Below are 26,074 nucleotides of genomic sequence, written 5' to 3' on the forward strand. Positions count from 1 at the left end.
TGACGACGACACGAAATGCGTCAGCAAACCGCCATGGCGGTTCGTATGGCTGGTATACGGCTCAGGGTGCGGGCTCTTCCGGTTGGATGACCTCATGACGACCGACGAGCACGCGCGGTTCATGCGGGCCAACCAGGCGAACTGGGATGCCCGTACCCCCGTCCACCTCGCGAGCCGCTTCTACGGTCTCGACCAGGACCTCGATCCCGCCCGCTGGTTCGCCGGCTTCGAGTGGGACGATCTCGGCGAGCTCAGCGGCCGCGACGTGCTCCACCTCCAGTGCCATCTCGGCACCGAGACGATCGCCTTCGCCCGGCGTGGGGCCCGGGCGACCGGCCTGGACTTCTCCGCGGCATCGGTGGCCGCCGCGCGGGACATCGCGGGGAGCGCGGGGCTGGACGTCGCGTACGTACAGGCCAATGTGTACAACGCCGTCGAGGCCCTCGGCGGGCGGCAGTTCGACGTCGTGTACACCGGGAAGGGCGCCCTGTGCTATCTGCCCGACCTGGAGCGATGGGCGGATGTCGTCGCTCAACTGCTGCGGCCGGGCGGGCGGTTGTACGTCGTCGAGTTCCATCCGCTGCTCAACTCGCTGGGACCGAAGCCCGCCCCGGACGAGGGGCCCGAGCTGCTGCTCCGGCACGACTATCTGGGCGGGGGCGACGCCGTGCACCGTGACGCGACCCACACCTACACCGACGGGCCGGCCGTGGCGGACGCCACCGACAGCTATGAGTGGATGCACGGAATAGACGAGGTCATCAATGCGTTGACCGGGGCAGGACTGGCCATTCGGCGGCTCCGGGAGAGCGACGAGCTTCCCTGGCCGCGCTGGCCCCAGATGGTCCTCACCCCGTCCGGCTGGTGGCGTCTGCCCGAGCCCAGGATCCCGCTTCTCTACGGACTCCTCGCCACACGCTGAACCACCGTGGTACCGTCCTGTTAGCACCTGTGTACGCCCGGTCCTGGGCGCCGGTGCTGATTCACCTTCAGTTCGCCGGTCGTCGTACCGGCTCTCTCACCACCTCGCAGTCGACGGTTCTCCCCGTACCTGAGGTGTTCTCTTCGCCGCCCGAAGGCCTTCCGTCCGCCTTCCCGAAGTCCGCGGCACTCCCCTTCCTTGCGCATGTCCCATGCCCTGTGTCCTCGAAAGGACCGACCACCATGACCACCACACTCGAACACCCCCCTGTCCAGCAGCTCCCGGTCCGCGCCGCCACCGGCGTCCTCGACATCGACGCGCACGGGAAGGGCCATCTGCGCGCCGAGAGCATGCTGCCCCTGCCGTCCGACCTCCAGGTCTCCCCCGCGCTGATCCGCAAGTACGGTCTGCGCAAGGGCGACGTCGTCGACGGCGTACGCGGCACCCAGCGCGCCCTCACCGAGGTCGCCCGAGTCAACGGCCACGCCCCCGACGACCTGCGCGGCCGCCGCCACTTCCGCGACCTGACGCCGCTGCACCCGAGCGAGCGCATCCGCCTCGAACACCCGGCGTCCGGTCTGACCGGCCGGGTCACCGACCTCATCACCCCCGTGGGCAAGGGTCAGCGCGGTCTGATCGTCGCCCCGCCCAAGACCGGCAAGACGGTCCTCCTCCAGCAGATCGCGGCGGCCGTCGCCGGCAACCACCCCGAGTGCCGGCTGATGGTCGTGCTGCTCGACGAGCGCCCCGAGGAAGTCACCGACATGCGGCGCTCCGTGCGCGGCGAGGTGTACGCCTCCACGTTCGACCGCACACCCAAGCAGCACATCGCACTCGCGGACCTCGTGATCGAGCGGGCCAAGCGGCTCGTCGAGGACGGCGAGGACGTCGTGATCCTGCTCGACTCCCTGACCCGGCTGTGCCGGGCCCACAACAACGCGGCCGCCGCCGGAGGCCGCACCCTCAGCGGCGGCGTGGACGCGACCGCGCTCATCGGCCCCAAGCGGTTCTTCGGCGCCGCCCGGACGGCCGAGGAGGGCGGCTCGCTCACCATCCTCGCCACCGCCCTGGTGGAGACCGGCTCCCGGGCCGACGACTACTTCTTCGAGGAGCTCAAGAGCACCGGCAACATGGAGCTCCGCCTCGACCGCGAACTCGCCTCCCGCCGCGTCTTCCCGGCCGTCGCCATCAACCCCTCCGGCACCCGCCGCGAGGAACTCCTCCTGCCCCCGGCCGAGTTGACCGCCGTACGCGGCCTGCGCCGGGCCCTGCAGACCCGCGACGGCCAGCCCAGCCTGGAAACCCTCCTGGAGCGCATGCGCGAGACCCCGGACAACGCGACATTCCTGCGCCGCGTCCTGCCGACGCTGCCCGCGGGCTGACGCACTCCCCCGTCCGGGTGCTCGCGCGCCCCGCACGGCCCGGCCAGCGGGGCGCAGGGCGGGTCCATTCCTAGGTTTGCGGTATGACTATCGGATCTACCTCCCGGGTTGCCGTGTCGGCCTGTGCCCTGTGCACGGCGGGCCTGCTGGCGTTCGCCCCCGTCTCGGCGGTCGCTCGCACGGGCTCCGACCCCGATGCGCCCGGCGGCCCGCGGGCCGTGGCCGCGCGGCCCGCACTGCTGTATCGCACCGGCACACAGGTCCGCCCGCACCGGGACGCGCCCCGGGTGCCGGACGTCTCCGCGCTGTCGTGGGTCGTGGCCGACGCGGAGAGCGGGGAGGTGCTCGCCGCGCACGACGCGCATCGCAAGCTGCCGCCCGCCAGCACGCTGAAAACGCTGTTCGCGCTGGCCGTGCTGCCCACCCTGCCCGGTGGCATCCGGCACAAGGTCGGGGACGAGGAGCTGGCGGACGTCGGGGCCGGCAGCAGCCTCGTCGGAGTGCGGGAAGGGCAGACGTACCGGGTCGCCGATCTGTGGCGCGGGGTGTTCCTCAACTCCGGGAACGACGCCGTGCACGTGCTGGCCCGGCTCAGCGGCGGCTGGCGCTTCACGGCCACCCGGATGCAGGCCAAGGCCCGAGCGCTCGGCGCCCTCGACACCCACGTCCGCTCGCCCGACGGCTACGACACACCCGGCCAGGTCTCGTCCGCGTACGACCTCGCCGTGTTCGGGCGAGCGGGGCTGCACAACCCGGACTTCGCCCGGTACTGCGGCACGGTCGAGGCGAAGTTCCCCGGTGGCGGCGGCTGGTCGTACGACATCCAGAACACCAACCGGCTGCTCACCGGCGCCGACGGGGTGGAGCCCTACGACGGGCTGGTCGGGGTCAAGAACGGCTACACCAGCAACGCGGGCAACACGCTCGTCGCCGCCGCCGAGCGGGGTGGTCGCAGGCTCGTCGTCACCGTGATGAACCCTCAGGCGGGCGGCGACTTCGCCGTGTACGAGGAGGCGCGCGAGCTGCTCGACTGGGGTTTCGACGCGGCGGGGCGGGTGGATCCGGTGGGTTCGCTGGACGCGTTGCGGGTCAGGCCGCGGACGGGGCCCGACTCGGCGCCCGTGGCCGCCGCGCCCGTCCCGGACGACGGGTCCGGCTGGCCGCGGACGGGGGCGATCGCGGGCGCCGCCGGGCTCGGTGCGGGCGTCGTCGCCTTCGTCCTGCGGGCCAAGGCCGGGCGGCCGCCCCGGGGTTGACCGGCCGGCAGCCACAGCAGCAGACCGAGAGTGATCCAGGTGTACGTGTTGCCGCCGAGGAATCCGTCGACGCCGGACGCGTCGTCGAACCACAGCCACACCACGCTGGAGCACAGCACCGCGTACAGGGCACCCGCCACGCGCGGGTGCCCTGCGCGCACCAGTACGGCGAACGCCGGCAGCAGCCACACCAGGTGGTGCACCCAGGTGATCGGGCTGATGAGGCAGGCGGTCAGCCCGGTGAGGGCGATCGCGGCGGGCCAGTCCCCCGCGGCCGTCGCCCGGCGGGCCCGCACGGCCCAGACGGCCAGCACCAGCAGCACCGCGGCCGCCCACCACACGCGGTCCGGTTCGCCCAGCCTGGCCAGGATCCCTTGCAGCGACTGGTTCGAGACGTAGTCCAGGCGGCCCACCCTCGTCGTGTCCCACATCGCCTGCGTCCAGTAGAAGCGCGAGGCGTCGGGGGCCACCAAGGCGGCCAGCGCGGTCGCGCCCACCGCCACCGACGCCGCCACGGCCGCGGCCCGCCGCCGCCCGGCGAGCAGCAACAGCGCGATGAAGAGCGCGGGCGTGAGTTTGACCGCCGCCGCCAGACCGATTCCCACGCCGGCCCGGCGCCCCCGCCCCGTGGCGAGCAGCCATCCGTCCGTCAGCACCAGGGCCATCAGCAGGAGGTTGACCTGCCCGAAGCTGAACGTGTCCCGCAGTGGCTCGAACAGGGCGAGCAGACAGGCCCCCAGAGCGCAGCCGAACCAGCCGTGGCGTCGCCAGGACCGTCCGGCCAGGAGTCGCACGATCACCGCGAGGGCCGCCAGGTTGAGCAGCAGCGCGACGACGATCACGACGCGCAGCGGGAACAGGGCCATCGGCCGCATGGCGACGGCCGCGAAGGGCGGGTAGGTGAAGCCGTACGTCGTGCCGGGCACCCGGTAGTCGTAGATCCGTCCGCCGTGGTGGACCCAGCTGTCGACGGTCCCGTAGTAGACGCGCAGGTCGAACCAGTCGCGCAGCAGCGGCACGGTCGCCGTGAAGGCGGTGACGGCGGCGGCGAGGGCGAGGACCAGCAGGAGTCGGCCGCGGTCGGTGCGGGGCGCCTTCATGCGGTGCGGCCCGACGCCGGTGCCTGGGCCGTCTGGTGGGCCTGCCACAGGACGACCACGGCGAGCGCGCCGCCGCACACGGCCAGGACCAGCTGCCCGGTGTCCGCCGGCCCGCCGCTGGGCAGGGTGGCCAGCGCGAGCACACCGGTCACGGCGGCCGTCCGGTGCCGTACCGAGGTGCTGGGGGCCGCCGCCGCGATGAGGAACAGTCCCCACAGGGCGTACCAGGGGCGGATCGCCGGACCGAGGGCGGCGACCGTGACCAGGCTCAGACCGAGCGCGTACACGGGACGCGGGCGCAGCCGCAGCCATATGACCAGGATGGTCAGCCCCGCGGCCGCGATGCCGAGGGCGTGCCAGGCCGGTATCGCCAGGGGTGCGAGGTCGCTGCCGAGGTGTTCCAGGAGGGCACGGGTGGCGCGGCCCAGGAGGCTGGTGAGGGCCCAGTTCTGCGGTGACACGGGCGTGTTCAGGGCCCCGATCCAGCCGTATCCGGTGCCTGCCACGGCGGTCGCCGCGACGGTCGTGGCGGCGGCAGCGGCCCCTGTCGTCGCGACCGCCGTCACCGGGCCGCGGCCCGCGCGGACCTGGAGGACGACGACCGCGGCGAGGCCGAGCGCGGCGGGTGCCTTGACCAGGGCCGCGAGGGTGACGAGGACGGCACCGAGCACCGGCCACCGGCCGAGCGCCGCGACCAGACCGGCGCCGAGCAGGCCCAGCATGACGGCGTCGTTGTGGGCTCCCGCCACCAGGTGCAGCAGCACGAGCGGGTTGAGGGCGCCGAGCCAGAGCGCGGCGGCCGGGTCGGCGCCGCTGTGCCGGGCCAGGCGGGGCAGCGCGGCCGCCATCAGGGCCACCCCGCACAGCGCCACGAGCCGCATCCCGAACAGACCGGCGGGAAGTTCGCCCCGGGTCAGTCCGGCCAGCGCGGAGGCGACGGCGAGGAACACCGGCCCGTACGGCGCCGCGGTGTGCTGCCAGATCGGGGCGACCTCGGCGGCGAGCGGGCCGCCGAGCTGGGCGGGACCGTGGGTGTACACGTCCATGTGGGCGTCGACCATGGCGCCTTGGGCGAGGTAGCTGTAGACGTCACGGCTGAAGAGGGGCGGGGCCAGCAGCAACGGGGCCGCCCAGATCGCCAGGACGAGCAGCAGGGCGCGCGGGCTGGGTGGTGCGGAGCCGCGGACGAGGCGTCCCAGCAGCAGCCAGGCGGCTATCAGCAGGACGACGCCGAAGTAGACGCCGACCAGGCCGAGGGCGACCCGTACGTTGGCGGGGGCCAGGAGCTCCCGTACGGGCAGGGCGCCGGCCGTGTCACCGCCCAGGGCGAGGCACGCGGTTCCGGCCAGGCCCAGAACCTGACAGCGGCGGAGATCGACGGGGAAAGCCATGGCCAACACTCGCGAAGCGTGTCAACGCCGGGTGGCCGGAAACTGACGTGGCGCCCTCGGCACGACGGCGGCCGTGTGACCGCCGTGTGTTCAGAACACCGACAGCCCCGTGAGCGTCGTGAACCTGTCCAGCGCCGCCACTCCCGCCACCGAGTTGCCCCGCTCGTCCAGCCCCGGGCTCCACACGCACAGCGTGCAGCGGCCCGGCACCACCGCGATGATCCCGCCGCCGACCCCGCTCTTGCCCGGCAGACCGACCCGGTAGGCGAATTCCCCCGCCGCGTCGTACGTACCGCAGGTCAGCATCACCGCGTTGACCTGCTTGGCCTGGCTGCGGGTGAGCAGGCGGGTGCCGTCGGCGCGGATGCCGTGGCGGGCCAGGAAGGAGGTGGCGAGAGCCAGGTCGGCGCAGGACGCCGGGAGGGAGCACTGGCGGAAGTACTGGTCGAGCAGGACCGGGACGGAGTTGTCGATGTTGCCGTACGCCGCCATGAAGTGGGCGAGGGCGGCGTTGCGGTCGCCGTGGGCGGACTCGGAGGCGGCGACCCCCTCGTCGAAGTCCAGGCCCGGGTTGCCGCTCTCGGCGCGGAGGAACGACAGGAGTTCTCCGGCGGCGTCTCCGGTACGGGTCTGGAGGCGGTCGGTGACGACGAGCGCGCCCGCGTTGATGAACGGGTTGCGCGGGATGCCGTTCTCGTACTCCAGCTGGACCAGGGAGTTGAAGGGGTTGCCGGAGGGTTCGCGGCCCACGTGCTCCCAGAGTGCGTCGCCCTCGCGGGCCAGGGAGAGGGCGAGGGTGAAGACCTTGGTGATGGACTGGGTGGAGAACGGCTGCCGCCAGTCACCGACGCCGTACACCGTGCCGTCCAGTTCCGCGACGGCCATGCCGAAACGGCGCGGGTCGCAGGCGGCGAGCGCCGGGATGTAGTCGGCGGGCCGGCCGCGCCCCGGGGTGCGTTCGATCTCCTCGGCGATGCGTGCCAGGACCGGCTCGAAGGTCAAGGACGAAGTCATGATCACCATTGTGCCTCCGGGCCGGTCGGGGCGCGCATCAGCAGGTCGGGACGGGTCAGGCCAGGGCCTGGCCGGTGCCCGCGACGACCTCGGGCCGCAGCAGGTCGGCGAGGGTCTCGGCGGGCAACAGCCCCTTCTCCAGGACTAGTTCGGCCACCCCTCGGCCGGTGACGAGGGCCTCCTTGGCGATGTCGGTGGCGGCCGTGTACCCGATGTGCGGGTTGAGCGCGGTCACCAGGCCGATAGAGTTCTCCACGCTCGCGCGCAGCACCTCGGTGTTGGCGGTGATGCCGTCCACGCACCGCTCGGCGAGCGTGAGGCAGGCGGCGCGCAGGTGTGTGATGGACTCCGACAGGGAGTGCAGGATGATCGGCTCGAACGCGTTGAGCTGGAGCTGCCCCGCCTCCGCGGCCATCGTGATCGTCACGTCGTTGCCGATCACCTCGAAGGCGACCTGGTTGACCACCTCGGGGATCACCGGGTTCACCTTGCCCGGCATGATCGACGAACCGGCCTGTACCGGCGGCAGGTTGATCTCACCGAGCCCCGCACGGGGGCCGGACGACAACAGCCGCAGATCGTTGCAGCTCTTGGACAGCTTGACCGCGACCCGCTTGAGCACGCCGGACATCTGGACGAACGCCCCGCAGTCCTGGGTCGCCTCGACCAGGTTGACGGCGGTGACCAGCGGCAGCCCGGTGATCTCGGCGAGATGGCGGCGGGCCGACTCGGCGTACCCGGCGGGAGCGTTGAGCCCGGTGCCGATCGCCGTGGCGCCCAGGTTGATCTCATGGATCAACTGGACGGCCTCGTCAAGACGGTTGCGGTCCTCGTCGATCATGACGGCGAACGTGGAGAACTCCTGACCGAGAGTCATCGGCACCGCGTCCTGCAACTGTGTACGGCCCATCTTGAGCACATCACGGAACTCGACCGCCTTACGGGCGAAGGAGTCCTGCAGTACAGCCATCGCCTTGACCAGTCCCCGCACCGCGAAGACCGTCGCGACCTTCACCGCGGTCGGGTAGACGTCGTTGGTGGACTGACCGAGGTTGACGTCCTCGTTCGGGTGCAGATGCCGGTACTGCCCCTTCTCGAACCCCAGCAGCTCCAACGCCCGGTTCGCGACGACCTCGTTGGCGTTCATGTTGGTCGAGGTACCGGCGCCGCCCTGCACGACGTCCACCACGAACTGGTCGTGCAGCTTCCCCTCACGAATCTCCCGGCAGGCCTCGACGATCGCGGCGGCCTTCCGCGGCTCCAGCAGCCCGAGCTCCTCATTGGCGAGCGCGGCGGCCTCCTTGACGGCGGCGAGGGCGTCGATGAGGTGGGGGTAGGCGGAGATCGGCATGCCGGTAATGGGAAAGTTCTCGGTGGCACGCAGGGTGTGCACACCCCAGTAGGCGTCGGCGGGAACATCACGGTCACCGAGCAGATCGTGCTCGCGGCGAGTGACGACGGCGATCATGAGAAACGGATCCTCTTTCGGAGAGGTTGAGGGTGACGCGCCCCTTCAGGGGCGCGGGGAACTGCGCGACCAGCCACACCCGGCCCGCAGCCGCACAACAAGAAATCGAGGCAGATCCCTAGGCGCAGGCCGAAACAGCTACCGGCTCCAGCGACCGAACGGGCCGCACACGCCCGACCTCCCGGCCACCCCCAAGAAGCGCCTCCCCTTGGAACTCGGCCAGCACAGACGGATCGACCCCGGCCCACGCCAACGCCGCCGCAGCGACCGGCACCCGCGCCCGGTTCGCCCCGTCAGCGATCTTCACGGCAACAGAACGCCCGTCCGGAAGGGCAGCAACCTGAACGCCCTCGAACCCGTCCTTGGCCAACAGCCCCGGCACGGCCCGCATCAGCGCCGCCACATCCCGCCCCGCCCCGGACGCCATCTCGGCATGCGTCCGCATCGCGTCGGCGACCCGGGCCTCGGGCGTACCCGGCGCCGCGGAGGTGATCCGCGCGGCAGCCCGGGCAAGCCCGTGCAGGGACACGGAGAACAAGGGCGCCCCGCAACCGTCCACCGTCACCTGGGCGATCCGCTGTCCCGTGAGGTCCTCCACGATCTCGGCGATCGCCTGCTGAAGCGGGTGGCCAGGGTCCAGATAACCCTCGAGCGGCCAGTCGTTCAGCACGCACGTGTAGAGCATCGCCGCATGCTTTCCGGAGCAGTTCTGGGCGAGCCGCGACGGCGGTCGGGACTCCCGCACCCATCCATCCCGTACGACCGGGTCGTACGGCATGTCCGGGACGTTGCGCAGGGCGTCCTCGCCCACGCCCGCCAGCTCCAGGATCCGCCGGGCACCGGCGAGGTGACGTTCCTCGCCGGAGTGGCTCGCCGCGGTCAGTGACAGCACCTCACCGTCGAGCGGGAGCCCGGCCCGGACCATGGCGACGGCCTGCACCGGCTTCAGCGCCGAGCGCGGATAGAACGCCGCCTCGATGTCGCCGAGCTGGAACCGGACCTGCCCGTCCGCGCCGAGGACGACGACGGAACCGTAGTGGATGCCCTCCACGACCCCGCCGCGTATGAGGTGGGCGACGGGGGCGTGGAGGGGCTCGCGGATCAGGGGTGGGTCCGCGACGAGACTGCTGTACATCACTTCCTGCTTCTAAGGGTGCGCCACGCGGGTCACGCGTCGGCAGCGGTGGATTCGGTCTCGGTGGAGGTGCGGGCGACCCGGCCGCGGACGGCGTACCACCCGGCGACCAGTGCGCCGGCGATCAGCGGCAGGCACAGCACGGTGGTGCGTCCGACGCCGCCGTCGGCGTACATGAGGACCAGGACGGAGGCGAGGAACACCATCGTCACGAGTTCGGTCCAGGGGGATCCCGGCAGTCGGTAGTCCGGGCGGGTCAGTTCGCCCTTCTCGGTCTTCTGCCAGAACAGCAGGTGACAGAGCATGATCATGCCCCAGGTGGACAGGATCCCGATCGCGGCGAAGTTGAGCACGATCTCGAACGCGTCGGCGGGCACCACGAAGTTGAGGCCGACACCGAGAACGCAGATGCCGCTGGTGAGCAGGATGCCGCCGTAGGGGACCTGACTGCGGCTCATGACGCCGGTGAACTTGGGCGCGGAGCCGGACTTCGCCATGGAGCGCAGGATGCGGCCGGTGGAGTAGAGGCCGGAGTTGAGCGAGGACATGGCCGCGGTGAGGACGACGAGGTTCATCACTCCGCCGGCCGCCGGGACGCCGATGTTGGAGAGCACGGTGACGAAGGGGCTCTGGCCGCCCGTGTACTTGTTCCACGGCAGCAGCATCGAGAGCAGGACGACCGAGCCGACGTAGAAGAGGCCGACGCGCCACATGATCGAGTTGATCGCCTTCGGCATGATCTTCTCGGGGTTCTCGGTCTCACCGGCCGCGACGCCCACCAGTTCGACGGAGGCGTAGGCGAAGACGACGCCCTGGAGGATCAGCAGCATGGGCAGCAGGCCGTTGGGGAAGACGCCGCCGTTGTCGGTGATCAGGGCCGGGCCGGGGGTGGTGTCGCCGACCTCGTGCTGGGTGACCAGCAGGAAGATGCCGATCAGCATGAACGCCACGAGCGCGCCCACCTTGATGATGGCGAACCAGAACTCCAGCTCGCCGAACATCTTCACCGAGATGAGGTTCACGGTGAGGACGACGGCGAGCGCGATGAGCGCGATCACCCACTGCGGTATGTCGGAGAACATGCCCCAGTAGTGGGTGTAGACGGCCACGGCGGTGATGTCGGCGATGCCGGTGGTGGCCCAGTTCAGGAAGTACATCCAGCCCGCGATGTAGGCGCCCTTCTCGCCCAGGAATTCCCGGGCGTAGGACACGAAGGCGCCGGAGGACGGGCGGTACAGGACGAGTTCGCCGAGGGCTCGGACCACGAGGAAGGCGAAGATTCCGCAGACCGCGTAGGCGATGAACAACGAAGGCCCGGCGTCGGCGAGGCGGCCGCCGGCTCCGAGGAAGAGGCCGGTGCCGATGGCGCCGCCGATGGCGATCATGTTGACGTGCCGGGACTTCAGCGACTTGCTGTAGCCCTCGTCTCCGGCGTCGACATGGCCGGAACGTTTCTGCACACCGTCGTGCAGGCTTTGCTCGCTCACGCCTGGGGGTTGCCTTCCGTGGGGGTGTCCGTGCCCTTGCCAGGGGAACGCACGATGTCGGTGAGGGTGGTCTCGACGCGGTCGAGGTGGTGGGACATGGCCTCCACCGCGTCGAGCTCGGAACCGTCGATCAGCGCCTCGACGATCGCCCGGTGCTCCCGGTTGGACTGCTCCCGGCGGCCGCCCAGCTCGTTGAGGAAGGCCGACTGACGCGCCAGTGCGTCACGGATCTCCTCGATGACCCGGCGGAAGACCGGGTTCTGGGCGGCCTCGGCCACGGCGAGATGGAAGAGGGTGTCCATCGCGACCCACGCCGTGGTGTCCGTCTCCCGCTCCATGCGGTCCAGGAGATGGGCCAGGTGGTCGAGGTTCTCCGGGGTGCGGCGCACGGCCGCGTACCCGGCGACGGGGATCTCGACGTGGCGGCGCACTTCCAGCAGGTCGCTGGCCGCGTAGTCGCCGAAGGTGGGATCTTCCACCGCGTTGGCGACGACGAAGGTGCCCTTGCCGGTCTTGGAGACGGTCAGGCCCATGGTCTGCAGGGCCCTGAGGGCCTCGCGCAGGACGGGCCGGCTGACCTCCAGGGTGCGGCAGAGCTCGGCCTCGGAGGGGAGCTTGTCGCCGATGGCGTACTCCCCGCGCTCGATGGCGCCACGCAGATACCCCAGCACCGCTTCCATGGCACTGACGCGTCGCGGTGGCTGTCCGGCTGTCCGGCTGTCTGACAGGTTCACGGGAGTGATACTCCGGGCCCCGGGAGGGTGCTGTCAAGGCGTGCGAATGGAGAATTTCATGGGGTGTGGGACATGAAAGCCGTCTCACACCCCCCGGCGTCCGGTCAGCTGCTCAGTGCACCCGTCGCCAGCAGGCCGAACAGCAGCACGCCCACGACGATCCGGTAGATGACGAAGGCGTTGAAGGAGTGTTTGGCCACGAACTTCAGCAGCCAGGCGATGGAGGCGTAGGCGACGACGAAGGAGACGGCCGTGCCGACGGCCAGCGGGGCCGCCCCCGCGCCGGTGCCGAGCGCGTCCTTGAGCTCGTAGATTCCGGCGCCGGTCAGGGCGGGGATGCCCAGGAAGAACGACAGGCGGGTGGCGGCGACGCGGTCCAGGTCCAGCATGAGCGCGGTCGACATGGTGGCGCCCGAGCGGGAGAAGCCGGGGAAGAGCAGGGCGAGGATCTGGGAGCTTCCGACGAGCATCGCGTCCTTGAACGAGGTGTCGTCCTCCCCGCGCTTGTGCCGGCCCATCTGGTCCGCCGCCCACATCACGCCACTGCCCACGATCAGGGAGCCCGCGACCACCCACAGCGAGGCGAGCGGGCCCTGGATGAGCGGCTTGGCGGCGAGGCCCACGACGACGATCGGGATGGTGGCGTAGATGACCCACCAGGCGAACTTGTAGTCGTGGTGGTAGCGCTCCTCCTTGTTCCGCAGCCCACGGCCCCACGCGGTGACGATCCGCACGATGTCCTTGAAGAAGTACACGAGCACGGCGGCGATCGCGCCGACCTGGATGACGGCCGAGAAACCGACGACGGCGTCGTCGTCGACGGGGATGTTCATGAGCCCCTCGGCGATCTTCAGATGGCCGGTGGAGGAGACGGGCAGGAACTCGGTCACCCCCTCGACGGCTCCGAGGACGACGGCCTGACCGACGCTGATGACGCTCATGGGTTCCAGTTCTTCCGGCGGGGAGGGGGTTCGGCGGGGACAGTCTTACTACACGCGGATATGTCCCCAAGCCCTACGCCCAGACGGCGCCCGCCAGTTCCACACCCGCGAACGCCGCTCCCAGACCGGCGACCAGGCTCCCGCCCACGTTGGCGAGGGCGTACAGTCCCGCGCCCGTCTCGGTCAGCCGCAGGGTCTCGTACGAGAAGGTCGAGTACGTGGTCAGGGCGCCGCACAGACCGGTGCCGAGCAGGAGCTGGAGGTGGTGGGACCCGGCGGCGCCGGTCAGCAGGCCGAGGATCAGGCAGCCCGTGACGTTGACGGCGAAGGTGCCCCACGGGAAGACCGAGTCGTGGCGGGACTGGATCGCACGGTCGGTGAGATAGCGGAGCGGGGCACCGACCGTGGCGCCCGCGACGACCAGCAGCCAGTTCACAACGACCTCTTACCGTTCGCGTCCGATTCGCCGGATTCCTCACCCCGTCCGACGTACCTGATGACCTCGCAGTCGTCGAGGACGACCAGGCCTTCGGTGACGAGTTCGTCGAGCTGTGGCAGGAAGGCCCGTACGCGCTCCTCGGTGTCGACGATGACGATCGCGACCGGCAGGTCCTCGCTCAGGGACAGCAGCCGTGAGGTGTGGATCCGGGAGGAGGCGCCGAAGCCCTCGATGCCCCGGAAGACGCTGGCGCCCGCGAGACCCGCCGCGTGGGCGCGGTGCACGATCTCGCTGTAGAGGGGCTTGTGGTGCCAGGTGTCGTGTTCGCCGATGAACACGGTCACCCGCAGGGCGTTGCCGGTCAGCCTCGTCATGGTCGCCTCCGCTTCAGGACGCGGCGGGTCGCCGTCGCGGCGAGCCACACCGCCGTGAGGGCCGCGATCAGGGTCGCGGCGAGGTAGGCCAGGCCGGTGCCGGGGTGGCCCGAGTCGAGGAGTTTCTGCACGTCGACGGCGTACGTGGAGAAGGTGGTGAAGCCGCCGAGGACGCCGGTGCCGAAGAAGGGGCGGACCAGGCGGTGCGCGGCCCACATCTCGGTGATGACCACCATGAACACACCGATCACGGCACAGCCGACGACGTTGGTCCAGAAGGTCGCCCAGGGGAATCCGCCGGGCTGCGGGGGCCACCAGAGGGAGAGTGCGTACCGGGCCGTGGCACCGAGGGCACCGCCGAGCGCGACCACGGCGACCACGGGTCCCTGGCCGCGCAGGACCGGCTGCCGGGGGGTGGGGACGCGGAGAGTCTCGGTCTCCGGGGCTGTCATGGTCGTACGTCTCCTGCCTGGACGGCCTGATCACGGCCGTCAACAGGGTAACGCCGGGCTCACTTGGGCGCGGGCGGCTCGCACAGGGCCACGCCCCGCTCCCGGAGGCTGCCCAGGACCAGGTGGCCGGCCGCCTCGCAGACGCTGGTGACCATGCGGAAACCGGAGTGGCGGCGGGTGAGGTGGTGGACGATCTCGCCGTGGTCGTCGACCGCGAGGACGCCGATCGTGCCCGTGGGGCGGAAGGGGGCGTGCACGGCCAGCCGGGCGGCGGTACGGCGGGCGGCCGGGCCGGCGCGGTGCAGAAGGTCCAGCGGGGGGACGCGGGGTCCGGCCAGGGACACCCAGATCGGTCCGTCGGGCCGGGCGCGCCAGATGTTGTCGGGCATGCCGGGGAGGTGCTCGACGAAGGGTTCGGAGCGGCCCTCGTCCGGGCCGGTGAGCCAGTGGCGGGTCAGGCGGTACGCGCCGGTCTCGGCGACCACGAGGAACGATTCGTCGCCGCTCGGGGCGAGACCGTTGGCGAACTGGAGCCCGTCCAGGACGACTTCGGGTGTCTCGCTGCCGGGTGCGAGGCGCAGGAGCCGGCCCGTGCCGGTGTGTTCGACGAGGTCGCCGATCCACTGGTCGAGGGGGTAGCGGCGGCTGGAGACCGTGAAGTACACGGTGCCGTCGGAGAGGGCGACGGTGTTGCTGCAGAACCTCAGCCGCTCCCCCGCCACCGAGTCGGCGAGGATGCGCACGACACCCGTGTTCAGGTCGACGCGCAGCAGCCCGAGTTCGGCGTCGCACACCAACAGGGTGTCGTCGGCGAGGAGTTCGAGGCCGAGGGGCCGGCCGCCGGTCTCGGCGAGCACCTCGACGCGGGTCGTGGCCGGGTCGGCGAGACCGTCGAGGCGGAGGATACGGCCGTCCTCCACGCCGGTCAGCACACGGCCCCGGCTGTCGGCGACGACGTCCTCGGGGCCGCGGCCGCCGATCGCGACGTACCTGCGCGGGACCAGCACCTGTGCACGCTCCACGGACATCCGCCCTTCGTCGCCTCGGAGCCTTTCGCGGCCCGAGAGCCTTTCTTACCAGCCTTTCTCGAACATGCGCGCCACCTCGGCTATCCGCGCCTCGTCCCGTCGGTAGTAGGTGCGCCGCCGGATCCGCTTGGCGCGCAACAGGCCGATGTCCGTGAGCAGTTCGAGGTGGGTGTCGGCGACCTTGCGGCGCACCCCGAGCTTGGCGGCCACGGCGTCCGCGGTGACACCGTCCTCGGTCGGATCGCGGCGACGCCGCGACGGGAAGTGCGCGGCCGGATCCTTCAGCCATTCCAGAATGTCCAGCCGTCGCTCACTGACGGGAGTCCTCAGCATGTCGTCCCCCTCCGGACCGGCCTCCTCGTACCGCGTGTTCCCACTGTCCCGCAGTCCAGGCCACCGTGTACGGACTTCACACGGCTTGTCCGATATCGAACGGACTTGCGAGGAACGTCTGTGTACCTATGGGCGATCCGGTCGTTGGTTCTCGGCGAAGCCGTGGGTCTCGCACAGGGTCCGGAAGCGGGCGCCGATCTCGTCGGCGAGCCGGTGGTGACCGGCGCGGCGCGGACCGTCCTCGATGAGGACGGTCGCGGGTGCCCAGATGGGGCCGCGCCAGTAGCCGTCGGCGCGGTAGTGCGGTGAGGTGGGCAGTTCGGTGGCGAGGCCGTACGGGGTGAGGTGGGCCTCGATCCGGGTGGCCAGGGTCTTGCCGATGTGCTCGGGAAGGTGCTCCCCCAGGACGATCGGCATCAGGTCGAGGAGGCTGGAACTGGTCCAGGTGTCGCCGCTGTCGGCGCCCCGCGTCACGAACCGCCCCCCCGTCCACAGTTCGTCGAGCAGGGCGGCCTGGGTCGCCTGGGCGGTGCGGGACCAGCGGTCGGCCTCGTCGGGAAGGTCCAGTTCCGTTGCCAGGGAGGCGAGTTCACGCAGCTGGAGGGTGAGGAACGCGGCCACGGACCGGGAACAGGACGCGGCCTACGACGCCTGGGCCGAGACGACCGCCGCCGCCCTGCGGCCGCACACCCTGCCCAACGCCTACATCAACCTCACGGAGGACCAGGGCGAGGCGTGGCGGCGTGGGATCCCCAGAACCTGCTCCGCCACAACAAGAACATCGCGCCCGCGCACTGACGCCGGCGCAGCCGGGCCCCGGCGACTCCGCGCGCCGACGAGCAATGCTTCTCGGGCGCCCGGTGAACCAGTACGGCCGTACGGCACACGGGGGCCCGGCCGTGCGGCCGGGCCCCCGTCTCATGGAACTGCGCGTCTCACGGGACTATCGGTGGCTGAACCACGCCATCGCCGGCTGCGCCTTGTTGTCGTAGTCGAACAGCGCCTGGTTCTCCCAGCCGTTGCCGGAGGTGGCGTCGGTCGGGTCCCAGCCGTTGCCGGTGACCGCGGTCCAGGTCGACTCCCAGTAGAAGACGCCGAGGCCGCGGCCGTTCGGAACGGCCTCCACGATGCCGGCGACGTCGTTCATCCACCGGGTCTGGCCGGCCGTCGTGGCCGGGTAGCCGGAGACCAGTTCACTGGAGAGGTCGATGATGTTCTCGTAGGAGTCGTCGCTGTCCAGACGGAAGGGGTAGGCCGTCTCGGCGACGAAGACCGGCTTGCCGTAGCGGGCGGCCGCGTCGTCCAGGGTCGTCTGGAAGTCGGCGAGCGAGCCGTGCCAGTAGCCGTAGTAGGACAGTCCGATGACGTCGAACTTCACGCCGTTGGAGACCGCGTTGTCGAACCACCAGCGGGTGCCGGTCAGGTCACCGCCCTTGGCGAGGTGCAGCGCCACCTGGGTGGAGGAGCTGACCGCCTTGACCGCGTCGTAGCCGGAGTTGAGCAGACCGGCGAGCTGCGACCAGTTGGAGGTGGAGCCCACGTTCCACAGCATGCCGCCGTTGATCTCGTTGCCCACCTGGACCATGTCGGCCGTGGTGCCCTGCGCCTTCAGCGCGTTGAGGACGTCGTACGTGTGGTTGTAGACGTCCGTCTTCAGCTGGCTGTAGCTGTGTCCCGACCACGCGGACGGCACGGTCTGCGCGCCCGGGTCGGCCCAGGTGTCCGAGTAGTGGAAGTCGACCAGCAGCTTCATGCCCTGCGCCTTGATGCGCTTGGCCAGCGCCAGGACCTGCGTCTTGGTGTTGTAGCCGTCCTTCGGGCTCACCCAGACCTTGACGCGGGCGTAGTTCTGCCCGGCGGACTTCAGGATCGCGAGCGCGTCACCGGTCGTGCCGGAGCTGGTCCTGTACGTACCGCCGAGGGCCTCGCTCTTGGCGAGTGAGGAGACGTCCGAGCCCTTGATGGACGTGCCGGTCGAGCCCGACGCGAAGGTCAGGTCGTCGACGTTGATCCAGTTGCCCGCGTTGGCATCGGAGTTGATGCTGATCGTGCACTGGTTGTTCGTCACCGCGACGGAGGTGACGACACGTATCCAGCCGCTGGCGGAGACCGGCAGGTTGGTGCGCTGCTCGGAACTGCCGCAGTTCTTCAGCGAGATGTACGCGGAGTTCTGCCCGCCACCGGAGCGGACCCAGGCGGTGAGGGTGTAGTTCCCGTTGGTCAGCCCGGACAGGTACTGGTACGTCTCCACCTTGTAGGCGGAGGACGAGTAGTGGCTGAGGCGGTAACTGCCGCCGTGGCCACCGGACTCGCTGTACGAGGCGCCGGTCGAGCCGTACTCGGACCAGCCGGTGGGGGCTGCCGAGCCCGCGCCGTCCGATTCGAAACCGCCGTTGGTGAGCGTGCCGGCCGCCTGGGCGGTCTGCGCGGGCAGGGCGGTGAGGGCGAGCCCCGCGGTGAGCGGGAGGAGCAGGGCCCGGAGGGTGCGTCTGGGATGGAACATCTTCGTCCGTCGTCCCTTCGACAAATGGGGTGGGGATGTCCCTCGCCGGGGCCGGCGAAGGGCCCCTCCGCCCGCGGCACGAGCGGCTCGCACGGGCGGAGGGGAGTCGGTTCGGCCGGTGGGGCCTCGGCTCAGCCGTCGAGTCGTACGACCCGGACGGCACCCGCGGGGACCTCGATGCGGCCCGCGGCACGTTCACCGGTCAGCAGCTCGGTGCCGGAGACCTCCAGCGGTACCTTGGCGTCCGACGCGGTGTGGTTGATCGCGAAGAGGTACGTCCCCGACTCGCCGGTGCGGCGCACGAGTTCGACGTCGCGGGGCAGGTCGACACGCGCCGCGACCTGCGCGTCCTCGATCGCCCAGCCGAGCAGCGCGTCGAGGCCCTCCGCGCCGAGGCGGGTGGAGACGTACCAGGCGGTGCCCTGGCCGAGGCGGTGGCGGGTGACCGCCGGCCGGCCCTCGGTGAGGCCTTCGGCGTACGTCCACACCGTCTCCGCGCCGCGCGGCACCACGAACTCGGTCCACACGTCGCCGCTGAGCTCGGAGCCGTCGGGTCCGGTGATGCGCACGTTCTCGCCCTGCAGCAACGGTGAGAACTCCTCGACCGTCAGGCCGAGGACGTCCCGCAGCGCGCCGGGGTAGGCGCCCTCGTGCACGGCGTCGTGCTCGTCGACGATGCCGGAGAAGAAGGAGACGACGAGGGTGCCGCCGTTCTCCACGTACTCCTTGAGGTTGTTCCCGGCCGCTTCCGTCATCAGGTAGAGGGCGGGCACGACGACAAGGGGATACCTCGACAAGTCGGCTTCCGGGTGGGCGAAGTCGACGGTGAGGTGCCGGTCGTAGAGCGCCTCGTAGAAGGCGTCGGCGCGCTCGCGCGGGTCGTGGTCCTCGCTGGGGCGCCAGGCGAGGTTCTGCGCCCACCAGGAGTGCCAGTCCCACAGGACGGCCACGTCGGCCTGGGTGCGGGTGCCCTGCAGGGTGCTCAACGAGTCGAGGGACGCGCCGAGTTCGACGACCTCACGCCACACGCGCGTGTCGGTGCCGCCGTGCGGGAGCATCGCCGAGTGGAACTTCTCGGCGCCGCGGCGGGACTGCCGCCACTGGAAGAACATGGCGCCTTCGGAGCCGCGCGCCACGTGGGCGAGGGAGTTGCGGGCCATCTGGCCGGGGGCCTTGGCGGGGTTGCGGGCCTGCCAGTTGACGCCCGAGGTGGAGTGCTCCAGGAGGATCCAGGGCGCTCCCCCGGCCACCGAGCGGGTGAGGTCGGCGGCCATCGCGAGGTTGACGTGGGTGCGGCGGCCGTCGGTGATCAGGTAGTGGTCGTTGGTGACGATGTCGACCTCACGGCCCCAGGCCCAGTAGTCGACGGAGTCGCACTGGCTGAGGGCGGTCATGAAGTTGGTCGTCACCGGGACGCCGGATGCGAGGCGGTGCAGGATGTCCCGCTCCATGACGAAGTTCTCGCGCATGGTGGCGTCGGCGAAGCGCTTGTAGTCCAGCGCCTGGGCCGGGTTGCCGACGGTCGGGGCGAGGCGCGGCGGGTTGATGTCCCCGAACTCCGCGTACCGCTGGCCCCAGAACGCGGTGCCCCAGGCCTCGTTGACGGCCTCGACCGTGTCGTACGTCGTCTCCAGCCAGCGGCGGAAGTGGGCCGCGCAGGAGTCGCAGTAGCAGGCGGAGACGGGGACGCCGTACTCGTTGTGCACGTGCCACATCGCCAGCGCCGGGTGGTCGCCGTAGCGCTCGGCGAGCCGGGTGGTGATGTTCGCGGCGGCCGCGCGGTAGTCGGCGTTGCTGTGACAGATGGCGCCGCGCGAGCCGAACTCGTAGCGCACGCCCTCCTGCGACACCGGCAGGGCGTCGGGGTGGGTCCGGTAGAACCAGACCGGCGGCGCCACGGTGGGGGTGCCGAGGTCTACGCGGATGCCGTTCTCATGCAGCAGGTCGATCAGACGGTCGAGCCAGCCGAAGTCGTACACCCCTTGTGAGGGCTCCAGGAGCGCCCAGGAGAAAATTCCGACACTCACCATGGTGACGCCGGCCTCGCGCATCAGCCGGACGTCTTCCTGCCAGACGCTTTCCGGCCACTGCTCGGGGTTGTAGTCCCCACCGAAGGCGAGCCTGGTGAGGCCCCTGGGGGTGGCTTCCGGCATGGATTTCTCCCGTTGTGGTCGATCTTTTGGGAACGTGCACACAGCCGATCAGCGGTGCGAGGCCAAGATAACCGCATGGCAACAACCATTGACAAGTGTCCGGGATGTTTCTCTACTGTGAACGCTCACAGACGCATGGCAGGCCTTCCGCAGCAGGCGGGGGCCCTGGTCAGGGGAGAGATCCATGCCCATCACGAAGCGCAGCCGGCTCAGTCGAGTGGCAGCCTCCACCATCGCCGTCGCCCTCGGCGCCGGCGCACTCGCCTCCTGCGGCTCGTCCGACGGGGACAGCGAGGCCGACTCCGGTCCGGTCTCGCTCACGTACTGGACCTGGACGCCGGGCATGGACAAGGTCGTCGACCTCTGGAACAAGGGCCAGGGCAAGAAGGACCAGATCACCGTCACGGTGAAGAAGCAGGCGTCCGGCGACACGCTGATCACCAAGATCCTCACCGCGCACAAGGCCGGCAAGGCTCCCGACCTGGTCCAGGCCGAGTACCAGGCGCTGCCGACCCTGGTCAGCAATGACGCGCTCGCGGACATCTCGAAGAACGTTGGCGACACCAAGAGCAAGTTCGCCGACGGTGTCTGGCAGCAGACCACGCTGGGCACGGACGCCGTCTACGCGGTCCCGCAGGACATCGGCCCGATGATGTTCTACTACCGCCAGGACCTCTTCAAGAAGTACGGCCTGACCGTCCCGACCACCTGGGACGAGTTCGCCGAGACGGCCCGCGCGCTGAAGAAGAAGTCCCCCGGCACGGACCTCACCACCTTCTCCGCCAACGACTCCGGCCTCTTCGCGGGCCTGGCCCAGCAGGCCGGCGCCCAGTGGTGGACCACCGAGGGCGACAAGTGGAAGGTCGGCATCAACGACACGGCAACCAAGAAGGTCGCCGACTTCTGGGGCGGCCTCGTCAAGGAGGGCGCCATCGACAACCAGCCGATGTACACGCCGGCCTGGAACAAGGCGCTCAACACCGGCAAGCAGATCGCCTGGGTCTCCGCCGTGTGGGCGCCGGGCACCCTGACCACCGCCGCTCCCGACACCAAGGGCAAGTGGGCCATGGCCCCGCTCCCCCAGTGGACCGCGGGCGAGAACAGGACCGGCAGCTGGGGCGGCTCCTCCACCGCCGTCACCACGGACTCCAAGCACCAGGAGGCCGCCGCCAAGTTCGCCGCCTGGCTCAACACCGACGACGCCGCCCTGCAGGCCCTGGCGAAGGAGAGCGGCATCTACCCGGCCGCCACGAACGCCCAGACCAGCGGCGCCTTCACCACCCCGCCGGACTACTTCTCGAACCAGTCGGACTTCTACACCAAGGCCGCCGAGATCGCGAAGACCACGGCGCCCTCGGCCTGGGGCCCGAATGTGAACGTCGCCTACACGACCTTCAACGACGCGTTCGGCGCCGCCGCCAAGACCAAGTCGGACTTCGCCGCCGCCCTGGACAAGATGCAGGACGCCACCGTCGCCGACCTGAAGAAGCAGGGCTTCGGAGTCTCCGAGTGACGAGTGCACGCCGGAAGTCGTACGGGGTCAAGGGGGCCCCGTACGCCTTCCTCATCCCCGCCACGATCCTCTTCGCGCTGTTCTTCGCGCTGCCCATCGGGTACGCGGTCTGGCTCAGCTTCCGCAAGGTGCACGTCTCCGGGCTCGGCCTGGGCAAGGGCGCCCGCTCGGAGGTCTGGGCCGGCCTAGAGAACTACACCGACGCCTTCACCGACAGCGAGCTGATCCACGGCGCGCTGCGCGTCCTCGGGTACGGCTGCATCGTCGTCCCGGTGATGCTGGGCCTGGCCCTGCTGTTCGCGCTGATGCTCGACTCCGACAAGGTCAGGTTCACCCCGTTCACCCGGCTCGCGATCTTCCTGCCGTACGCCATACCCGGCGTGGTGGCGGCCATGCTGTGGGGCTTCCTGTACCTGCCGGACGTCAGCCCCTTCTACTACGTGCTGGAGAAGCTGGGTCTGCCGCAGCCGGACCTGCTGGACGGCGGTCCGCTGTATCTCGCCCTGTCGAACATCGCGGTCTGGGGCGGCACCGGCTTCAACATGATCGTCATCTACACCTCGCTGCGGTCCATCCCGGCCGAGGTGTACGAGGCGGCGAAGCTGGACGGCGCCACCCCGACGCAGATCGCACTGAGGATCAAGATCCCGATGGTGGCGCCCTCGCTGGTGCTGACCTTCTTCTTCTCGATCATCGCCACGCTCCAGGTGTACAACGAGCCGACCACCCTCAAGCCGCTCACCAACTCGGTGTCCACGACGTGGAGCCCGCTCATGAAGGTGTACCGGGACGCGTTCGGCACCAACGACATCTACGCGGCGGCCGCCCAGGCCGTGATCATCGCGCTCGCCACGCTGCTGCTGTCCTTCGGGTTCCTGCGGGCCGCGAACCGTCGTCAGAAGCAGGAGGCAGCACGATGAGTTCTCTTGCCGTCCGCAAGACCGAGCCGGCCGCGGGCACCACGCCGGGCGCGGCCCAGGGCCCGCCGCTGCGCCGCCGGATCTCGCTCGTCCCGACGGTGACGCTGCTGATCGGGGCCCTCTACACGCTGCTGCCGGTGGCGTGGGTGGTGATCGCGTCCACCAAGTCCGGCACGGAGCTGTTCTCCACGTTCACGTTCCTGCCGGGATCGGGCTTCGTCGACAACATCAAGGACCTCAACGCCTACCGTGACGGCGTCTACTGGGAATGGATGGCCAACTCCGCCCTCTACGCCGGGCTGGGCGCCCTCCTGTCGACGGTCGTGTCCGCGTTCAGCGGCTACGCCCTCGCCACCTACCGCTTCCGCGGCCGCGAGACGATGTTCAACATCCTGCTCGCGGGTGTGCTGATGCCGCCGATCATCCTCGCGGTCCCCCAGTACCTGCTGATGGCCCAGGCGGACCTCACCGACTCCTACCTGTCGGTGCTGCTCCCGCAGATCCTGTCGCCGTACGGCGTCTACCTCGCGCGCATCTACGCCGGCGCCGCGGTCCCCGCCGACGTGGTCGAGGCCGGACGGATGGACGGCGCAAGCGAGTGGCGGATCTTCACCCGCGTCGCGCTGCCGATGATGGTGCCCGGCATGGTGACGGTGTTCCTCTTCCAGTTCGTGGCGATCTGGAACAACTTCCTGCTGCCGTACATCATGCTGAGCGACGACGAGAAGTTCCCGATCACGCTCGGTCTGTACACGCTGCTGGAGCAGGGCGCCAATACCCCGGCCCTGTACACACTGGTGATCACCGGCGCGTTCCTGGCGATCATCCCGCTCGTCGCACTCTTCCTGGTCATCCAGCGGTTCTGGAGCCTCGATCTGCTCTCCGGAGCCGTAAAGTCATGACCATGAGCAATACGGGGGGCCGGCGCCGACCGCCGACGATCCACGACGTGGCCCGCGAGGCCGGGGTCTCACGGGGCACCGTCTCACGCGTCCTCAACGGCGGGCACTACGTCAGCCCGGCCGCCCAGGAGGCGGTCAACGCCGCGATCCGCAAGACGGGTTACGTCGTCAACCGGCACGCCCGTTCACTGATCACCGGACGCTCGGACTCGGTCGGCTTCCTGTTGACCGAACCCCAGGAGCGGTTCTTCGAGGACCCCAACTTCAACGTGCTGCTGCGGGCCTGCACCCAGGCGCTGGCCGCGCACGACATCCCGCTGCTGCTGATGCTGGCCGGCACCGAGGACGAACGGCGGCGCATAACCCGGTACATCACGGCGGGGCATGTCGACGGTGTGCTGCTGGTGTCCAGCCACTCCGCCGACCCGGTCGCCAAGGAACTGCACGAGGCGGGTGTCCCCCTGGTCCAGTGCGGCAAGCCCATGGGTCCCGGCTCCAAGGTGAGTTACGTGGCCGCGGACGACCGGGACGGCGCCCGCGACATGGTGCGCCATCTGCTGTCGCTGGGCCGTCGCCGCATCGGCGTCGTGACCGGTCCGCTGGACTCCCCGGGCGGCGTCGACCGCCTCGCCGGCTACAAGGAGGTGCTCGCCGAAGCGGGCATCGAGATCGACGAGCGGCTCGTGACCTCCGGGGACTACAGCCGGGCCAGCGGTGAGGCGGGCGCCGAACAGCTGCTTGCCCAAGCCCCGGACATGGACGCGGTGTTCGTCGCGTCCGACCTGATGGCGCAGGGAGTGCTGGCGGCGCTGGAGCGGGCGGGACGGCGGGTGCCGGAGGACGTCTCGGTCGGCGGCTTCGACGACTCGGCGGCCGCCCTCTCCGCCCGTCCCCAGCTCACCACCATCCGCCAGCCCTATGACCGCATCAGCGCCGAGATGGTCCGGGTGCTGCTGGCCCAGATCGGCGGCGAGGACTCGGCCGCGGTCATACTGCCCACCGAGTTGGTCAAGCGCGACTCGACCTGACGGGTGCCGTCGCCGCCGCCACGAACATCGGTACGGCGACGAACAAGCGGTCCTTCTCCGCGCGGGCGCGCTGCTCGGCCATCCAGCCGGCGGCGCGCCCTTCGTCCGTGACGCCTGCGAGGTCGGTGAGCACCGGGAGTGCCTGCGGCCCGGTGAGGACGAATGCGCGGATCTCGATGTGCACGTCCTCGAAGCCCGCGTCGAGCAGCAGGTTGCGGTGGGCCCGCGCGGCGCGTGGCGCGGTGACCCGGTCGGCGCGGGTGTGCACGAGCGCGCGGGTCAGCGCGGGGTCGTCGGAGTCGATGACCATCGTGTCCCAGTCCTGGCCGAGGAGGACGATCCGCCCGCCGGGTGCGAGGACCCTGCGGGCCTCGGCCAACGCCCGCTGCGGCTCGGCGAGTACGTGGAACACCTTGTCGGCCCTGTAACCGTGCACAGCCTGGTCGGGCAGCGGCAGCCGGTACGCGTCGCCGGCGCGAAAGTCGGCCTCCGGCCGGCGGGTGCGCGCGACGGCGAGCATCCGCTCGTCCGGGTCGACGCCGACGGCCTCGACGCCCCGCTCGGTCAGCTCGGCGACGGCCCTGCCCCCGCCGCAGCCGACGTCCACGACCGCCTCGGCGGCCCCCAGCAAGTCGTAGGAGAGCAGGCGCAGTTCGTGTGCGCCCGGCATCCGCTCCACGCCGTCGAGCAGGGCGATCAGCCGGTCGGTTTCCTCCGGTGTCCTGGTCATGGGCACCAGGCTGCGACTTAATGTCGGCATGAGGTCAAGCGAGGAGACTCTGAGCATCGGTGCGCTCGCCCGGCGCTTCGGTCTGGAGCCGCATGTGCTGCGGCACTGGGAGTCGGTGGGACTGCTGGCCCCGGACCGGGACACGGCGGGCCGGCGCCGCTACGGTGCCGGTGATCTGGAGCGGGTCGCCTTCGTGCTGTGCGGCAAGGAGGCGGGGCTGTCGTTGGAGGCGATCCGTCTGATGGTCACGGGCGACGCCGAGCGACGGCGTGCGATGCTGCGCCGCGAGGCGGAGGATCTGCGGGCCCGGATCGCCGCGGCGCAGGCCGCCCTGGAGATGCTCGAGGGCGGGGCGAACTGTCCGCACGAGGATCTGCTGCAGTGCCCGACCTTCCGGCGCGGCCTCGCACGGCAGGCGGTCAGGATCGGAGAAGCCGCGTCGCACTCCCCCGTCCTACGGTGAAGCCACCGAAGAAGGAACCCACGGAGGAGCATCCCGATGACCGCAGGACTGAACACCATCATCTACCCCGTCAAGGACATCGCCCGGGCGAAGGCCCTGTTCAGCGCGCTGCTGGAGACCGAGCCGTATGCCGACGAGCCCTACTACGTCGGTTTCAAGGACGCCGGCCAGGACGTGGGCCTCGACCCCAACGGTCACTCCCGGGGCATGACCGGCCCGGTCCCCTACTGGCACGTCACCGACATCCGGGCCCGTCTCGCCGCGCTGCTCGACGCGGGCGCCGAACTGCTCCAGGACGTCACGGACGTCGGCGGCGGCAAGCTGATCGCCTCCGTGAAGGACGCGGACGGCAACCTGGTGGGGATCACCCAGGACAGCTGAGGGCACACGCCCAGGCCGGGTGTCG

The 26,074-nt window shown here is 70.4% G+C and carries 24 protein-coding genes and 2 pseudogenes; 9 read left to right on the forward strand and 17 right to left on the reverse strand.

Annotation, left to right across the window (positions count from 1 at the left end):
* The first annotated feature begins 94 nt into the window (after nt 1–94).
* From OHU89_RS06880 to OHU89_RS06890, 3 genes and pseudogenes are all read left to right on the forward strand, one after another.
* On the forward strand, nt 95–922 hold the full coding sequence (locus OHU89_RS06880) for a class I SAM-dependent methyltransferase (RefSeq protein WP_405640884.1): 828 nt from the start codon (nt 95–97) through the stop codon (nt 920–922).
* A 242-nt stretch (nt 923–1,164) separates the two neighbouring features.
* Entirely contained in the window at nt 1,165–2,304 is a 1,140-nt protein-coding gene (gene rho / locus OHU89_RS06885) for a transcription termination factor Rho (RefSeq protein ID WP_405640886.1), read from the forward strand.
* A gap of 83 nt (nt 2,305–2,387) precedes the next feature.
* Nucleotides 2,388–3,224: pseudogene (locus tag OHU89_RS06890) on the forward strand (D-alanyl-D-alanine carboxypeptidase family protein); the annotation flags it as partial.
* 59 nt (nt 3,225–3,283) lie between these two features.
* Here the strand turns inward: OHU89_RS06890 and OHU89_RS06895 are convergent.
* The 16 genes and pseudogenes from OHU89_RS06895 to OHU89_RS06970 form a co-directional block, all read right to left on the reverse strand.
* Nucleotides 3,284–4,660 carry a glycosyltransferase 87 family protein gene (locus tag OHU89_RS06895; RefSeq protein WP_405654353.1) on the reverse strand — a complete coding sequence of 459 codons (1,377 nt, stop codon included), beginning with the start codon at nt 4,658–4,660 and terminating at the stop codon, nt 3,284–3,286.
* Complete coding sequence (gene mptB / locus OHU89_RS06900; RefSeq protein ID WP_405640888.1) at nt 4,657–6,051, reverse strand: polyprenol phosphomannose-dependent alpha 1,6 mannosyltransferase MptB; 1,395 nt, start codon at nt 6,049–6,051, stop codon at nt 4,657–4,659. Before mptB ends, OHU89_RS06895 begins: the two co-directional genes overlap by 4 nt.
* Before the next feature lie 90 nt (nt 6,052–6,141).
* A complete protein-coding gene (locus OHU89_RS06905; protein ID WP_405640890.1) occupies nt 6,142–7,074 on the reverse strand; it encodes a glutaminase in 933 nt (310 codons plus the stop codon).
* A 46-nt stretch (nt 7,075–7,120) separates the two neighbouring features.
* A complete protein-coding gene (gene aspA / locus OHU89_RS06910; protein ID WP_405640892.1) occupies nt 7,121–8,533 on the reverse strand; it encodes an aspartate ammonia-lyase in 1,413 nt (470 codons plus the stop codon).
* 118 nt (nt 8,534–8,651) lie between these two features.
* Nucleotides 8,652–9,668: an asparaginase gene (locus OHU89_RS06915; RefSeq protein ID WP_405640894.1), complete on the reverse strand. Its 1,017-nt coding sequence runs from the start codon at nt 9,666–9,668 to the stop codon at nt 8,652–8,654.
* Between the two features lie 32 nt (nt 9,669–9,700).
* The gene (locus OHU89_RS06920) at nt 9,701–11,155 is read right to left on the reverse strand and encodes an amino acid permease (protein ID WP_405640895.1); all 1,455 of its coding nucleotides are present in this window, start codon (nt 11,153–11,155) and stop codon (nt 9,701–9,703) included.
* The gene (locus tag OHU89_RS06925) at nt 11,152–11,835 is read right to left on the reverse strand and encodes a FadR/GntR family transcriptional regulator (RefSeq protein WP_046262048.1); all 684 of its coding nucleotides are present in this window, start codon (nt 11,833–11,835) and stop codon (nt 11,152–11,154) included. The genes OHU89_RS06920 and OHU89_RS06925 overlap by 4 nt, the downstream gene beginning before the upstream one ends.
* 158 nt (nt 11,836–11,993) lie before the next feature.
* The gene (locus tag OHU89_RS06930; RefSeq protein ID WP_405640897.1) at nt 11,994–12,830 is read right to left on the reverse strand and encodes an undecaprenyl-diphosphate phosphatase; all 837 of its coding nucleotides are present in this window, start codon (nt 12,828–12,830) and stop codon (nt 11,994–11,996) included.
* A gap of 73 nt (nt 12,831–12,903) precedes the next feature.
* Entirely contained in the window at nt 12,904–13,266 is a 363-nt protein-coding gene (gene crcB, locus OHU89_RS06935; protein ID WP_405640899.1) for a fluoride efflux transporter CrcB, read from the reverse strand.
* Nucleotides 13,263–13,643, reverse strand: coding sequence for a DUF190 domain-containing protein (locus OHU89_RS06940; RefSeq protein WP_405640901.1), 381 nt, complete (start codon nt 13,641–13,643; stop codon nt 13,263–13,265). Before OHU89_RS06940 ends, crcB (OHU89_RS06935) begins: the two co-directional genes overlap by 4 nt.
* Nucleotides 13,640–14,095, reverse strand: coding sequence for a fluoride efflux transporter CrcB (crcB, locus tag OHU89_RS06945; protein ID WP_405640903.1), 456 nt, complete (start codon nt 14,093–14,095; stop codon nt 13,640–13,642). The genes OHU89_RS06940 and crcB (OHU89_RS06945) overlap by 4 nt, the downstream gene beginning before the upstream one ends.
* A gap of 59 nt (nt 14,096–14,154) precedes the next feature.
* On the reverse strand, nt 14,155–15,123 hold the full coding sequence (locus OHU89_RS06950; RefSeq protein ID WP_405640904.1) for an SMP-30/gluconolactonase/LRE family protein: 969 nt from the start codon (nt 15,121–15,123) through the stop codon (nt 14,155–14,157).
* A 45-nt stretch (nt 15,124–15,168) separates the two neighbouring features.
* A complete protein-coding gene (locus OHU89_RS06955) occupies nt 15,169–15,456 on the reverse strand; it encodes an ArsR family transcriptional regulator (protein ID WP_405640906.1) in 288 nt (95 codons plus the stop codon).
* 147 nt (nt 15,457–15,603) lie between these two features.
* Nucleotides 15,604–16,077, reverse strand: a pseudogene (locus tag OHU89_RS06960) (MGH1-like glycoside hydrolase domain-containing protein); the annotation flags it as partial.
* 322 nt (nt 16,078–16,399) lie between these two features.
* Complete coding sequence (locus OHU89_RS06965; protein WP_405640907.1) at nt 16,400–17,959, reverse strand: glycosyl hydrolase 53 family protein; 1,560 nt, start codon at nt 17,957–17,959, stop codon at nt 16,400–16,402.
* 131 nt (nt 17,960–18,090) lie between these two features.
* Nucleotides 18,091–20,112 (reverse strand): beta-galactosidase, encoded by a 2,022-nt coding sequence (locus tag OHU89_RS06970; protein WP_405640909.1) that lies wholly within the window; start codon nt 20,110–20,112, stop codon nt 18,091–18,093.
* Nucleotides 20,113–20,296: 184 nt separating this feature from the next.
* Here OHU89_RS06970 and OHU89_RS06975 point away from each other — a divergent pair, with 184 nt between their 5' ends.
* The 4 genes from OHU89_RS06975 to OHU89_RS06990 are packed head-to-tail and all read left to right on the forward strand — an operon-like array spanning nt 20,297 to nt 24,475.
* Entirely contained in the window at nt 20,297–21,625 is a 1,329-nt protein-coding gene (locus tag OHU89_RS06975) for an extracellular solute-binding protein (RefSeq protein ID WP_405640911.1), read from the forward strand.
* Entirely contained in the window at nt 21,622–22,545 is a 924-nt protein-coding gene (locus OHU89_RS06980) for a carbohydrate ABC transporter permease (RefSeq protein WP_405640913.1), read from the forward strand. Before OHU89_RS06975 ends, OHU89_RS06980 begins: the two co-directional genes overlap by 4 nt.
* Nucleotides 22,542–23,447 carry a carbohydrate ABC transporter permease gene (locus tag OHU89_RS06985; protein WP_267017632.1) on the forward strand — a complete coding sequence of 302 codons (906 nt, stop codon included), beginning with the start codon at nt 22,542–22,544 and terminating at the stop codon, nt 23,445–23,447. The genes OHU89_RS06980 and OHU89_RS06985 overlap by 4 nt, the downstream gene beginning before the upstream one ends.
* The gene (locus OHU89_RS06990) at nt 23,444–24,475 is read left to right on the forward strand and encodes a LacI family DNA-binding transcriptional regulator (RefSeq protein ID WP_266896512.1); all 1,032 of its coding nucleotides are present in this window, start codon (nt 23,444–23,446) and stop codon (nt 24,473–24,475) included. The genes OHU89_RS06985 and OHU89_RS06990 overlap by 4 nt, the downstream gene beginning before the upstream one ends.
* Here the strand turns inward: OHU89_RS06990 and OHU89_RS06995 are convergent.
* Nucleotides 24,456–25,205, reverse strand: a complete 750-nt coding sequence (locus OHU89_RS06995; protein WP_405640915.1) for a methyltransferase domain-containing protein — start codon at nt 25,203–25,205, stop codon at nt 24,456–24,458. The two genes, OHU89_RS06990 and OHU89_RS06995, sit on opposite strands and share 20 nt — an antisense overlap.
* Nucleotides 25,206–25,233: 28 nt before the next feature.
* Here OHU89_RS06995 and OHU89_RS07000 point away from each other — a divergent pair, with 28 nt between their 5' ends.
* Together OHU89_RS07000 and OHU89_RS07005 are read left to right on the forward strand one after the other, a co-directional pair.
* Nucleotides 25,234–25,668 (forward strand): MerR family transcriptional regulator, encoded by a 435-nt coding sequence (locus tag OHU89_RS07000; RefSeq protein WP_405640917.1) that lies wholly within the window; start codon nt 25,234–25,236, stop codon nt 25,666–25,668.
* Between the two features lie 36 nt (nt 25,669–25,704).
* Nucleotides 25,705–26,049 carry a VOC family protein gene (locus tag OHU89_RS07005; protein WP_171140046.1) on the forward strand — a complete coding sequence of 115 codons (345 nt, stop codon included), beginning with the start codon at nt 25,705–25,707 and terminating at the stop codon, nt 26,047–26,049.
* The last annotated feature ends 25 nt before the right edge of the window (nt 26,050–26,074 follow it).

The sequence above is a fragment of the Streptomyces sp. NBC_00019 genome, assembly GCF_045041015.1.
In the GTDB taxonomy this organism is placed as follows: Bacteria; Actinomycetota; Actinomycetes; order Streptomycetales; family Streptomycetaceae; genus Streptomyces.

Bases quoted from the DNA above. Each gene is read 5' to 3' on its own strand.
- OHU89_RS06880 (WP_405640884.1), top strand. From the start codon at position 95: ATGACGACCGACGAGCACGCGCGGTTCATGCGGGCCAACCAGGCGAAC.
- OHU89_RS06930 (WP_405640897.1), bottom strand. From the start codon at position 12,830: ATGAGCGTCATCAGCGTCGGTCAGGCCGTCGTCCTCGGAGCCGTCGAG.
- OHU89_RS06895 (WP_405654353.1), bottom strand. From the start codon at position 4,660: ATGAAGGCGCCCCGCACCGACCGCGGCCGACTCCTGCTGGTCCTCGCC.
- OHU89_RS07000 (WP_405640917.1), top strand. From the start codon at position 25,234: ATGAGGTCAAGCGAGGAGACTCTGAGCATCGGTGCGCTCGCCCGGCGC.
- OHU89_RS06905 (WP_405640890.1), bottom strand. From the start codon at position 7,074: ATGGTGATCATGACTTCGTCCTTGACCTTCGAGCCGGTCCTGGCACGC.
- OHU89_RS06925 (WP_046262048.1), bottom strand. From the start codon at position 11,835: ATGGAAGCGGTGCTGGGGTATCTGCGTGGCGCCATCGAGCGCGGGGAG.
- OHU89_RS06950 (WP_405640904.1), bottom strand. From the start codon at position 15,123: ATGTCCGTGGAGCGTGCACAGGTGCTGGTCCCGCGCAGGTACGTCGCG.
- rho (WP_405640886.1), top strand. From the start codon at position 1,165: ATGACCACCACACTCGAACACCCCCCTGTCCAGCAGCTCCCGGTCCGC.
- OHU89_RS06985 (WP_267017632.1), top strand. From the start codon at position 22,542: ATGAGTTCTCTTGCCGTCCGCAAGACCGAGCCGGCCGCGGGCACCACG.
- OHU89_RS06970 (WP_405640909.1), bottom strand. From the start codon at position 20,112: ATGCCGGAAGCCACCCCCAGGGGCCTCACCAGGCTCGCCTTCGGTGGG.
- OHU89_RS07005 (WP_171140046.1), top strand. From the start codon at position 25,705: ATGACCGCAGGACTGAACACCATCATCTACCCCGTCAAGGACATCGCC.
- aspA (WP_405640892.1), bottom strand. From the start codon at position 8,533: ATGATCGCCGTCGTCACTCGCCGCGAGCACGATCTGCTCGGTGACCGT.
- OHU89_RS06965 (WP_405640907.1), bottom strand. From the start codon at position 17,959: ATGTTCCATCCCAGACGCACCCTCCGGGCCCTGCTCCTCCCGCTCACC.
- OHU89_RS06990 (WP_266896512.1), top strand. From the start codon at position 23,444: ATGACCATGAGCAATACGGGGGGCCGGCGCCGACCGCCGACGATCCAC.
- mptB (WP_405640888.1), bottom strand. From the start codon at position 6,051: ATGGCTTTCCCCGTCGATCTCCGCCGCTGTCAGGTTCTGGGCCTGGCC.
- crcB (WP_405640903.1), bottom strand. From the start codon at position 14,095: ATGACAGCCCCGGAGACCGAGACTCTCCGCGTCCCCACCCCCCGGCAG.
- OHU89_RS06955 (WP_405640906.1), bottom strand. From the start codon at position 15,456: ATGCTGAGGACTCCCGTCAGTGAGCGACGGCTGGACATTCTGGAATGG.
- OHU89_RS06975 (WP_405640911.1), top strand. From the start codon at position 20,297: ATGCCCATCACGAAGCGCAGCCGGCTCAGTCGAGTGGCAGCCTCCACC.
- OHU89_RS06915 (WP_405640894.1), bottom strand. From the start codon at position 9,668: ATGTACAGCAGTCTCGTCGCGGACCCACCCCTGATCCGCGAGCCCCTC.
- OHU89_RS06995 (WP_405640915.1), bottom strand. From the start codon at position 25,205: ATGACCAGGACACCGGAGGAAACCGACCGGCTGATCGCCCTGCTCGAC.
- OHU89_RS06940 (WP_405640901.1), bottom strand. From the start codon at position 13,643: ATGACGAGGCTGACCGGCAACGCCCTGCGGGTGACCGTGTTCATCGGC.